The sequence below is a fragment of the Rhizobium sp. NZLR11 genome (assembly GCF_019685115.1).
Taxonomy (GTDB): Bacteria; Pseudomonadota; Alphaproteobacteria; order Rhizobiales; family Rhizobiaceae; genus Rhizobium.
Map to the genome: position 1 here is coordinate 355,717 of NZ_JABDWD010000004.1, position 10,864 is coordinate 366,580.

Below are 10,864 nucleotides of genomic sequence, written 5' to 3' on the forward strand. Positions count from 1 at the left end.
ATTTATATCACACTCCCGCCGCATTTTTTCCGCGTGTGGCAAAGATGCGTCGAATGACGACAAAGAAGGACGGTACGAAGAAGATTCCGAGCATCGTCGCCGCCAGCATGCCGCCGAGAACGCCGATACCGATGGCGTTTTGTGCCGCCGAACCCGCGCCTGTCGCGATCGCCAGCGGCACGACGCCCAGAATGAAGGCAAGCGAGGTCATGATGATCGGCCGCAGGCGCAATCTCGCTGCTTCCAGCGTCGCTTCGTAGAGGCCCATGCCGCTTTCCATGCGGTCCTTGGCGAATTCGACGATCAGGATCGCGTTTTTTGCCGCCAGGCCGATGGTTGTGAGCAGGCCGACCTTGAAATAGACGTCGTTGGCCTGACCGAACAAGGTTGCTGCCGTCAGCGCCCCGAGAATACCGACAGGCACCGCCATGATCACCGAGAAGGGGATCGACCAGCTTTCGTAGAGTGCTGCAAGGCAGAGGAAGACGACGAGAACGGAGATCGCATAGAGCATCGGCGCCTGCGAACCGGAAAGGCGCTCTTGATAGGAAATGCCCTGCCAGGCGACGGTATAACCGCCGCCAAGCTGTTCGGTCAGCGCTTCCATTTCGTTCATTGCATCGCCGGAAGAAATCCCGGGTGCGGAAGCTCCGTCGAGCGGAATGGCGCTGACGGCGTTGAAGCGGGCAAGCGAGGGCGCACCTTTCACCCACTCAGTCCGGGTAAAGGCGGAGAATGGCACCATTTCGCCGTCATTGTTGCGTGCGTACCAGTGGTCGAGATCACTCGGCTGCATGCGGAAGGGCGCATCGCCCTCAACGTAGACGGGCTTGATCTCGCCGTTCAGGGTGAAATCGTTGACGTCGCGGCCGGTGAAGATGATCGACAGCATCGAATTGACCGCAGCGATGTCGACGCCCATCGCACCGATCTTTTCCTGATCGAGCACGATTCGCATCTGCGGCTCGACTTCCTTGTTGCTGCTGCGCAGCGCCACGATCTTGCCCGAGGTGTTGCCCATCTGGATCAGCCGCTTGGAGGCGGCCGTCAGGGCGTCATTGCCGTGGCCGCCGGTATCGACGAGATACATGGAGAAGCCGCTCGACACGCCGAGGCCCTGGATCGCCGGCGGCAGAAGCGCGAAAACCTGCGCCTCGCGGATCTTGAAGAAACTGCCAAGCGCACGGTTGACGACTGACTGGGCGCTCAGCGCCGGATCGGTACGCTGCGAGAAATCCTTGAGCTTGGTGAAGACGATGGCGCTGTTCTGGCCGGAGCCGTTAAAGCCGAAGCCGAGCGCGCCGAACACGGATTCGACCGCATCCTTCTCATTTTCCCGATAGTACTTCTCGACCTTTTCGACAACCGCCTGGGTCTGCTGAGTGGTCGAGCCCGGCGGCGTGGTGACGATGGTCAGCAGCACGCCCTGGTCCTCCTGCGGCAAGAACGAGCTCGGCAGGCGGGTGAAGAGATAGGCGCAGCCGGCGCCGACGAGCAGGAAGACCAGCATGACGCGTATCGGCCGCTTCAAGAGATAGCCGATGGTGCTGACATAGCCGTTGGTCGAGCGCGTGAAGTTGCGGTTGAACCAGTCGCCGACGCGGTGTTTCCTGTGTTCGCCGACCGGCTTCAGCATCGTGGCGCAAAGTGCGGGCGTCAGCACGAGGGCGACGAGCGCCGACAGCAGCATGGCCGAGACGATGGTGATCGAGAACTGACGATAGATGATGCCGGTCGAACCACCAAAGAAAGCCATCGGAATGAAGACGGCGGTGAGGACGAGGGCGATGCCAACAATGGCGCCGGTGATTTCGCCCATCGACTTTTCCGTCGCCTCGAGCGGCGAAAGCTTCTCTTCGGACATGATGCGTTCGACGTTTTCGACGACGACGATGGCGTCGTCGACGAGAAGGCCGATCGCCAGCACCATCGCGAACATCGTCAACGTATTGATCGAATAGCCGGTGACCGCCAGCACCCCGAAGGTGCCGAGCAGGACGACGGGAACGGCAATCGTCGGGATCAGCGTAGCCCGCAGGTTCTGCAAGAAGATAAGAAGGACCACGAAAACGAGCACGATCGCCTCGATCAGCGTGTGCACCACCTTTTCGATAGACAGCTCGACAAAGGGCGTCGTGTCGTAGGGATAGGTGATTTCCACACCGGCGGGCAGGCCGCGGCCGATGACAGCGAGCGCAGAGCGCACGCGGGCGGCGGTATCGATGGCGTTGGCGCCGATCGCCAGATTGACGGCAAAACCGGTCGAGGGCTGGCCATTGTAGCGCGAATTGCCGCCGTAGCTTTCCTGGCCGATCTCGATGCGCGAGACATCGCCTAAGCGCACCGTCGCGCCATCCTTTTCGACCTTCAGGATGATGTGCTCAAAATCGGCGACGGTGGTCAGCTGACTTTGCGCAGTGATGGTAACGTTGATCTGCTGGCCGGGGATCGCCGGCTGGGCACCGAGCGAACCGACCGAGACCTGGGTGTTCTGCGCCTGGATGGCTGCGGTGACGTCGCTCGGCGTCAACTGGTATTTCAGCAGCTTGAAGGGGTCGAGCCAGACGCGCATGGCGTATCCTGAGCCGAAGACGTTGATGCTGCCGACGCCTTCCAGGCGCTGGATCTGGTCCTCGATCGAGGTCGACACGATGTTGCCGAGGTCGACCGAATTGCGCTTGCCGTCGGTGGAAACGAGCGAGCCGACGAGAAGAATGCTCGAGGTCGAGCGGGTGACGCTGATCCCGGCATCGATGACGTCGCTCGGAAGCTGCGACTGAACCAGCTGCAGCTTGTTCTGCACCTGTACCTGGGCGATATCAGGGTCGGCACTCGTCCCGAAGGTCAGCTGGATGCTGGCCGAACCCGTCGACGAGGTTGAGGTCATGTAGGTGAGATCGTCGAGGCCGGTCATGCCGTCCTCGATAATCGTCGTCACCGATTTCTCGACGGTCTCAGCACTCGCGCCCCGATAGGTGGCATTGATACGGACCGTCGTCGGCGCGATGTCGGGATATTGCGAGATCGACAGGGTGGAGATCGCCAGCAGGCCGGCGAGCATGATGGTGATCGCAATGACCCAGGCGAAAATCGGACGTCGGATGAAAAACTTGGCCATCGGTTGTTCCTGTGCGGCTGAGACGGTGACGTAGGGGCTCGAAGCGATTACTTCGCTGCGGGCTTCTGTGCGTCACCGGCCGCGGGCTGCTCGGCAGCCACGACCACGCCGTTGTCGGTGATCTTCATCGGAACCGGCTTCACCGGCATGCCTGAGGTGATCGATTGCAGGCCACTGACGATCAGCTGATCGCCGTCCTTGATGCCTTCGGTCACGAGCCAGGAATTGTTGGAGGGCGAGCTGTTCTCGAAAGCGCGGGTTTCGACCTTGCCATCGGCGGAAACGAACTGTGCCGTCAGCCGGCCATTGGCATCACGGCTCGTCGCCAGCTGCGGCAGCGCATAACCCGCCTCGGCGCCGAGTTCGACGGTTGCCCGGACATACATACCGGGCAGCACGATACGGTCGGGATTTGGAAAGAGTACGCGGATAATGAAGGTGCCTGTGGTCTCACTGACCACCTGCTTCGACATGTCGAGCTTGCCCTGCTGATTGTATTCCTTGCCGTCTTCGAGGATCAGGTGGAAGACGACATTGGCGGCGCCCTTGATGTCGCCGGCGGCCACCGCATCGCGCAGCTTCAGCAGGTTGGTGCTCGATTCCGTCAGCGAGATATAGATCGGGTCAAGTTGGCGGATCGTCGTCAGCGCCGTCGTCTGATTGGCTGAAACGACGTTGCCGACATTATAGGCCGTCTGGTCGCTGATGCCGTCGAAGGGCGCGATGATTCTGGTGTGGTCGAGATCGATCTGTGCGGCGGACAGCGCTGCCTTTGCCGACTCGACTTCGGCCTTGGCCTGGAGAAGTGTCGTCTTGGCTGTTTCGAATTCGATCTGGGTGGCGCCGCTGCCGACGAGGCGCTGGTAGCGGTCGAGATTGCTTTCAGCGCTCGGCACACTCGCCTCGGCTTTGGAGATTGCTGCCTTCGCCTGCTCGACGGCAGCGATATAGGGCGCATCCTCGATCTGGTAGAGAAGATCGCCCTTCTTGATCTCGCCGCCTTCTTTAAAGGCGATCTCGCGGATGAGACCGCTCACCTGCGGCCGGATATCGGCCGTCTGGAAGGTCTCGGCGCGGCCGGGAAGGATCGTGGTAATCGGGAAACTACCCTTTTTCAGCGTGATCACACCGACGGGCGAGGCCTGCTGGGCCGCGCCGGCACCTGCATTGCCGGCGGGCTTGCTGGCGTTATCGCTGCAGGCTGCGAGCAATGCGCCGAACGCCAGCGCCGAGGAGATGAGGAGGGCACGCCGTATCATTCTGAATTCCCTGTGCGGTGGCAATGGCCGTTCGATCCACGGGCTCGGCTCAGCCGAGCGCAGGCTTATAAGCGTCAGGACTGGTTCGGCATTCAAATGCCATCATCCGAATTTAACAAAAGCTTTACGAAGTGACGTAAGTCAGCAATCGTCACTTAGCAAGCGTTATTTTGCAGTGCGGCATCGACGAAGCCCACGATGTGCTCGGCGCGGTGTACGAGTGTTTCCTTGTCGTCGCGGGCGATCAGGATAGGGTGCAGCACGCAGGCGAGCACGTCTGCGACGGTGCGTGCCGCGCTCTCGGGATCGCGGCAATGATAACGTCCCTCCGCCATTCCTTCGCGGATGATCTCACCGAGCTTTTCTTCGATACGGGCGCGATAACGGTTGCCGGCCTCGAGTTTGGCTTCGATTGTCGAAAGCACCATTTCGAAGATGTAAGGGTTCTTCTGGATGTCCTGCAGATGGCCTTCCAGCAGGCGAAGGACGAAGCGAAGCAGTTGCTCCTTCGGCGGCAGGTCCTGGTCGAAGGCTGCGAAACGCTCGGTCGCATTGTCGAGATGGCGCCCGGCAATCGCATCGATCAGCGCGACCTTGGAACGGAAATGCTTGAAGACATTGGCCGGCGACATGTGGAGCGCGCCGGCGATGTCGGCAATCGACACCGCGACATAGCCGCGCTCGCGAAACAGCATCTCCGCCATGGAGAGGATGTCTTCTCGCGTTTCCTCGGCCTTGCGTCTCGGCCTTCTTGCCATCCGTCCCCCGCCGGGCGAGCCCGATCCTTCTTTCGGCTGATGTTAGCGCGATTGCACGAAATGCAGCAAGCCGGTGATTAGCCAGCCGCTTTCGCACGCCGCCATCTCAGAGGAAGTAGGGGGCGAGGTTCTTTCGGACACGGGCAAGCGGCGTCTCGCCACTATCGTCGGGCACAAAGCGCTGGCCGGTGATCGCCTCATACGCCTTGATATAGACGGCCGAGGTCTGCTCAATCAGTTCAGCAGGGATTTCAGGGATCTCATCCTTATAGGGATCGCAGCGCTCGGCCACCCAGGCGCGGACGAAATCCTTGTCGAAACTTTCCGGACGTTTTCCGGCGGAGAAGCTTGCCGGATAGCTTTCGGCAAGCCAGTAGCGGCTGCTGTCGGGCGTGTGGATCTCGTCGGCGAGGATGATATTGCCGTCGCCATCGGTGCCGAATTCATATTTGGTGTCGACCAGAATCAGACCGCGTTTCGCGGCCATCTCCTGGCCGCGGGCGAAGAGCGCAAGCGCGTATCGCGATAGGGTCTGCCACTGCTCCTTGGTCAGAAGGCTACGCGTGACGATTTCGTCAGGGGTCAGCGGCTCATCATGGCCGCCATCGAATTCCTTGCTGGTCGGGGTGATGACGGGTTCGGGCAGGATCTGGTTGTCGCGCATGCCGTCGGGCAGGCGCATGCCGTACATCTCGCGCTCACCCTTCTTATAGAGTGTCAGGATCGACGTGCCGGTGGTGCCAGCGAGATAACCGCGCACGACGATTTCGACCGGCAGGATGTCGAGCCGCGTGCCGATGACGACATTCGCATCGGGATAGTCGAGAACGTGGTTCGGGCAGATATCCCTTGTCGCCTCGAACCAGTAGCGCGCCGTCTGCGTGAGCACCTGGCCCTTATAGGGAATGCAGGTGAGAATGCGGTCGAAAGCGCTCAACCGGTCGGTGCTGATGATAATCCGGCGTCCGTCCGGAAGATCATAATTCTCTCGCACCTTGCCGCGATAATAGTTCGGCAGTTCCGGGAAATGGGCTTCGGAGAGGATTCGCACGGCGCTCGACTGTCCTTGTGATTGGGTGAAGGCTTCCTGTCGTTTCATTGCCGGGAAGTCAAGGTGGCGCCCAAGTATCGCATCACAGCCAGAACAGAGCCAGGAGAAACAAAGCGAGGCCGTAACTTGTAACGGCAAGTGGCCAGCCGGCGCGCAGGAAGTCGCTGAAACGGTAGCCGCCAATGCCCATTGCCAACGTATTGTTATGATGGCCGAAGGGCGTCAGGAAATCGAGCGAGGCGCCGGCTGCGACAGCGATCAGATAGGCGTGCGGCGCATGGTTGCCGGCTTTCGCGAATTCCAATGCGATCGGGGCCAGGACGATTGCGACCGTCGCGTTGTTGACGAAGGGCGTCAGCGCCATCGCGAGGAAGAGGATCAGAGCAATGCCGAAGAGCGGATGGGTGATCGGCACGACGAGGCTCAGCCAGCCGGCGATGGTTTCGGCCGCTCCGGTGGTTGCCACCGCCTGACCGATCGGGATCATTGCCGCCAGCATGATAATGATCGGCCAATTGAGATCGGCCATCGCCTGGCGGATGTTCAGATGATTGAGCAGGGCAAGCACTAGCACGACGCCGGCAAAGGAAACATCAGGACGCAAGCCGGCCGCGGAGGCGGCGATGCCGCAGGCAAAGAGCGCGAAGGGCCGCCAGGAGAGCGAAGCGGGTTCGCTCGAAGCAGCCGAAGCGAGCGGCAGGCACTCGCTTTCTTCAAGCGCTTCGGCGATCGCTATGCGCGGCCCCTCTAACGTCAGTATATCGCCAATCGACAGCTGCAGGTCGAGGAATCGGCCCTCTATGCGCGGCGCGCGCATGGAAAGAGCGGTGACTGCGACGCCGCGACTGTGAAAGATTTCGAGCGAACGGATCCGCGATCCGACCAGCGTGCTTTCCGGCATGACGACGGCTTCGACACGGGTAAAATCCGGCTGCAGGCCGTGCGGATGGGCATCAGCCATCAGCGCCTGCGCGGCGGCAAGGCCGACAAAGACCGTATCGCCGCCTTCGGCAAGCAGCACGTCGCCGGCTTCGATCACCGATTGGTCGAGCGGTCCGAAGACGAAATTGTCGCCACGGATCAGCGCATGCGGCTTGATGCCGAAACGCGGGGGGCAATCGGAAAGCCGCACGCCGATCAGCGGCGAAACATCGGGGATGCGACGCTCGACGACGATACGGCGCGTGGCCGGAAAGGTCGTCGCCGGCGCCTCGTCGAGATATGGAAACAGCCGTTGCACGCGAAAGGCGATGATAAAAATGCCGGCGATTGCGACCGGCAGGCCAACATAGGCGAAATCGAAAAAGCGAAAGCTCACGCCGGTCGCTTTAGTGAGCGCATCGCTGACGAGCAGGTTGGCCGGCGTGCCGATCAGCGAAACGAGACCGCCGAGCAGGGCTGCGAATGAGACCGGCATGACGAGCTGGCGGCGGGGGATGGCCAGAGCCGTGCCGAGCCGCAGCGCCACCGGCAGGGTGATCGCAAAGGCACCGATATTGTTCATAAAGATGGAGATGACGCCGGTAAGAGAAGAAATGCCTGATATGACCTGGAAACCCGAGAGGCCCGCGGCCGCGAAACGGGCAGCAAGACCGTCGAAGAGCCTGGCGCGCGCCAGCACCTGGACGATCAGCAGGATCTCGACGACGGTGACGACGACGGGGCTGGCGAAGCCCGTGAAGATCTGATCGGCGGGATAAAGGCCGAGTGCATGGCCGGCAAGCAGACCGGCGATCGAGACCACCTCGATGCGGAAGCGATCGAGTGAGAAGAGAACGAGCATCGCCAGCAGAAGGATCAGCAGGGATGCTTGCTCGAACGTCATGCATGGATCCGGTGTTTCATCGACGAGGCGGACTGTAATCGTTCCTCATGCGCTGTACAGAGGTGCCTTCAGGCAAAGATTGGACAATTCCCATATCTCGCATCAAGCTGGCGAAGCCTGCCACCGGCCCGCTGCGTTCCGCTCCAGAATGGGCGTTGCGAAAACGCCGACGGTGCGCGCGATCCATTGCGGTGCGACGGCCGCAAGGCTCTCGCGCCAGCGCTCCGATTGCAGCATCGCCGCACCGATGGCGGCGGGTTCGATGCCGCAGGCCGTCAGCAGGTGAAGACCGGCGGCGATCGAGGCGCCGCTGGAAATGACGTCATCAATCAGAGCGACGCGCCGTCCGGTCAGCAGCGGCAGCATTCGCGGATCGATATAGAGCCGTTTCTGTTGCGTCGGCGTGGTGATGGAGGACAAGGCAACGGAGAGCTCGTCGCGGTACCAGAATTTGCGTGAGGTACCGAGCGGAACGTACCTGCTATGACCGAGCTTCTGGGCCACGGCGGCGGCAAGCGTCAGGCCAAGCGTCGGCAGGCCGGCGACAACATCGATGCGCATGGGCCTGATCTTTTCGACGAGGCTTTCGGCGAGCGCATCGAGCACGGCGAAGCTCGCCTGGTTGACGATCAGCGAGGCGAGGGCGTGATCGCCATCTGCCAGTATGCGGATCGGCAGGCGAAGTTGGCGGCCATCCTCCAGCGCGGCGACATAAAAGGAGGTGAATTCCTGGTCGTCGGGAAAGGTGCCGGGAAGATGAATCTCCTGCCAGAAATCATGCGGCGCCATCGCCATCACATCGGTCAATTGCGTCTCGACCTTTCCACACCGGTTCTACGACGCAGCACCTGCAGTTCCGCCTCGCTCAGCGGACGCACGGCGCCTTTCGCCAGTTCGCCGAGTTCGAGCCCGCCGATTGCGACGCGCACCAGGCGCAGGCATTCGGTTCCGAGTGCCTCCAGCATGCGGCGGATCTGGCGATTGCGGCCCTCGTCGAGCTCGACCTCGATCCATGAATTCCTGTCACCCTGGCGCAAGCGCCGCGCGGCGGTCGCCGTCAGCAATTCGCCGTTGTCGCGGATGCCCGATGTCATGGCGGCGATACCCTCATCGTCCATGACGCCGCCGATCTGGACATGGTAGGTCTTCGTGACATGGGTGATCGGATCGAGCAGGATCTGGGCGAATTCGGTGTCGTTGGTGAACAGCAGCAGCCCCTCGCTTGCCTTGTCGAGCCGGCCGACGGGGGAGAGATGCGGGATGTCAAAATCCCGGAGGCAATCATAGACCGTCGGCCTGCCTTCGGGATCATGGCGGGTCGTGACGAGACCGCGGGGCTTGTTGAGCATCAGATAGATTTTCGCCTCTGCAGCGACAACGAGCCCGTCGACGCTGATCCGCGCAGTTGCAAGATCAACCCATGCGGCGATATCGGTGATGGTGCGGCCGTCGACGGCGACGCGGTTTTCGGCAATCAGCCGTTCGGCCTGCGTTCGGGAGCAATAACCGAGCTTGGAGAGGGCGCGGGGAAGAGTGACCCGTTTACCTGCAGCGCTATCGGCGGGCTTTGTCCGCTCACGCGTCTTATGCGGTGGGCGCCGCTCCCTCATCTGACGTCCTTGTCTTGCCTCGTGCCCTCTCTTGGCATGAACGGCGCACGGATACCAGCGACGCAAAGAAAAACGGAGGGAATGAAATGCCGCAAAAGGCCTCAGCGCTTAAGGGCAAAGCGCCGTGGGGGGCTTGCTGGGATCTGACCGCCTCAGCGGCAGACCATGAAGCCGGCCAGTTCCTTGCGGCTGACGACGATGCCGGCGGCGGCCTTGACCGGGTCCGGATGTGTGTATGACAGGCTTGGCATTTCCGGCAGGTCGAGTGCCTGGCGCATATTCATGATGCCGACGGCGTGACGACCATTGGCGCCGTCGACGCTGACTTCGATGATGCAGTTGGCCCTCTTGTTTTCCATGGTAGTCCTCCCTTCGTTTTTTATGTTCCCATAGCTGGCATTAAAAATTGGTTTTTGTAAGACATAAGCGTTTACGCACCCGACCGAAAGACAGATCGGCGGGTGCGTAAAGAACCGGTTGATGCGTGGATGTGGCGACTTAGCGCCACCATTGCCGAGGTTGCGGCTGTTGACTGCCGGACAGCAGATATCCGGCGAGGAATCCGATGGCGCCTGCAAGCGCCAGCGCGGTGGTCGTTGCGGCCGGATGCTCGCGGGCGGCGTCGGCGGCAGCGACGCCTTCAGCCTTGATTTGTGCGACAGCGTTCTTTGCCCGGGGCAAGGCTTCTTCATAAGCCTTGCCGGCGCGGCCGCGCACTTCGTAATAGGCTTCGGCGCCTTGAGCGGAAATCATCTTCTGCAGGCGCGAGACTTCCTGTTGGAGTGCGGCGATGTCCTTGCTGACAGATGCTCTGATATCATCGGTGTTGGCAGCCATGTCGGTCTCCTTCCTTCAATGGGAGAGAAAACACCTCAGACGGAGATAGGTTCCGAAATGCCCGCCGTTGATTTGTGACGGAAATTTAAAGCTCGCCAATTGAGGGCGCTTGATCCTTCATTAACCATAAATTCGCGCAAGCTACTGTTTTTCGTTATCTTTCCCCAGTTGAAAGCGACTTTCCGACGGATTTTTGACCAGACGATAAACAAATTTTCAGGAATCCGCCCCGCGACAGCCCCTTGTGGATAATGTCCACCGACAAAAATGCCAGCCGAATCAGCCTGTTACAAAATTGTCAAAAAACTTTCGGCATGGCTGTTGACTGTTTGGGAGGGTTAGTTCTATAAGCCCACTCACTGAACGAGGGCGGCGGCGCTGCTGGCGACGAAGTCTTTCGTTCTAA

The 10,864-nt window shown here is 60.8% G+C and carries 9 protein-coding genes; all 9 read right to left on the reverse strand.

From position 1 onward, the window contains the following. Window positions 1-7: 7 nt before the first annotated feature. Window positions 8-3,118, reverse strand: coding sequence for an efflux RND transporter permease subunit (locus HJB83_RS10335; RefSeq protein ID WP_221131806.1), 3,111 nt, complete (start codon window positions 3,116-3,118; stop codon window positions 8-10). Window positions 3,119-3,165: 47 nt separating this feature from the next. After that, entirely contained in the window at window positions 3,166-4,377 is a 1,212-nt protein-coding gene (locus HJB83_RS10340; protein ID WP_207581621.1) for an efflux RND transporter periplasmic adaptor subunit, read from the reverse strand. A gap of 155 nt (window positions 4,378-4,532) precedes the next feature. Further along, entirely contained in the window at window positions 4,533-5,135 is a 603-nt protein-coding gene (locus tag HJB83_RS10345) for a TetR family transcriptional regulator (protein ID WP_207581620.1), read from the reverse strand. A gap of 106 nt (window positions 5,136-5,241) precedes the next feature. Continuing rightward, the gene (locus tag HJB83_RS10350; protein ID WP_207584367.1) at window positions 5,242-6,186 is read right to left on the reverse strand and encodes a phosphoribosylaminoimidazolesuccinocarboxamide synthase; all 945 of its coding nucleotides are present in this window, start codon (window positions 6,184-6,186) and stop codon (window positions 5,242-5,244) included. Window positions 6,187-6,268: 82 nt separating this feature from the next. Continuing rightward, complete coding sequence (locus HJB83_RS10355) at window positions 6,269-8,011, reverse strand: SLC13 family permease (RefSeq protein ID WP_221131807.1); 1,743 nt, start codon at window positions 8,009-8,011, stop codon at window positions 6,269-6,271. A gap of 102 nt (window positions 8,012-8,113) precedes the next feature. Continuing rightward, a complete protein-coding gene (locus tag HJB83_RS10360; RefSeq protein WP_221116435.1) occupies window positions 8,114-8,800 on the reverse strand; it encodes a phosphoribosyltransferase in 687 nt (228 codons plus the stop codon). Between the two features lie 14 nt (window positions 8,801-8,814). Continuing rightward, window positions 8,815-9,621, reverse strand: a complete 807-nt coding sequence (locus HJB83_RS10365; RefSeq protein ID WP_207581619.1) for a pseudouridine synthase — start codon at window positions 9,619-9,621, stop codon at window positions 8,815-8,817. Between the two features lie 152 nt (window positions 9,622-9,773). Further along, window positions 9,774-9,980: a hypothetical protein gene (locus tag HJB83_RS10370; RefSeq protein ID WP_007631295.1), complete on the reverse strand. Its 207-nt coding sequence runs from the start codon at window positions 9,978-9,980 to the stop codon at window positions 9,774-9,776. A gap of 139 nt (window positions 9,981-10,119) precedes the next feature. Continuing rightward, the gene (locus tag HJB83_RS10375; protein WP_164007994.1) at window positions 10,120-10,458 is read right to left on the reverse strand and encodes a hypothetical protein; all 339 of its coding nucleotides are present in this window, start codon (window positions 10,456-10,458) and stop codon (window positions 10,120-10,122) included. Window positions 10,459-10,864 lie beyond the last annotated feature (406 nt).

What these genes read in the sequence shown, in the direction of transcription:
- HJB83_RS10335 (WP_221131806.1), bottom strand. Translation starts at nt 3,118, where the DNA reads ATGGCCAAGTTTTTCATCCGACGTCCGATTTTCGCCTGGGTCATTGCG.
- HJB83_RS10340 (WP_207581621.1), bottom strand. Translation starts at nt 4,377, where the DNA reads ATGATACGGCGTGCCCTCCTCATCTCCTCGGCGCTGGCGTTCGGCGCA.
- HJB83_RS10345 (WP_207581620.1), bottom strand. Translation starts at nt 5,135, where the DNA reads ATGGCAAGAAGGCCGAGACGCAAGGCCGAGGAAACGCGAGAAGACATC.
- HJB83_RS10355 (WP_221131807.1), bottom strand. Translation starts at nt 8,011, where the DNA reads ATGACGTTCGAGCAAGCATCCCTGCTGATCCTTCTGCTGGCGATGCTC.
- HJB83_RS10360 (WP_221116435.1), bottom strand. Translation starts at nt 8,800, where the DNA reads ATGGCGCCGCATGATTTCTGGCAGGAGATTCATCTTCCCGGCACCTTT.
- HJB83_RS10365 (WP_207581619.1), bottom strand. Translation starts at nt 9,621, where the DNA reads ATGAGGGAGCGGCGCCCACCGCATAAGACGCGTGAGCGGACAAAGCCC.
- HJB83_RS10370 (WP_007631295.1), bottom strand. Translation starts at nt 9,980, where the DNA reads ATGGAAAACAAGAGGGCCAACTGCATCATCGAAGTCAGCGTCGACGGC.
- HJB83_RS10375 (WP_164007994.1), bottom strand. Translation starts at nt 10,458, where the DNA reads ATGGCTGCCAACACCGATGATATCAGAGCATCTGTCAGCAAGGACATC.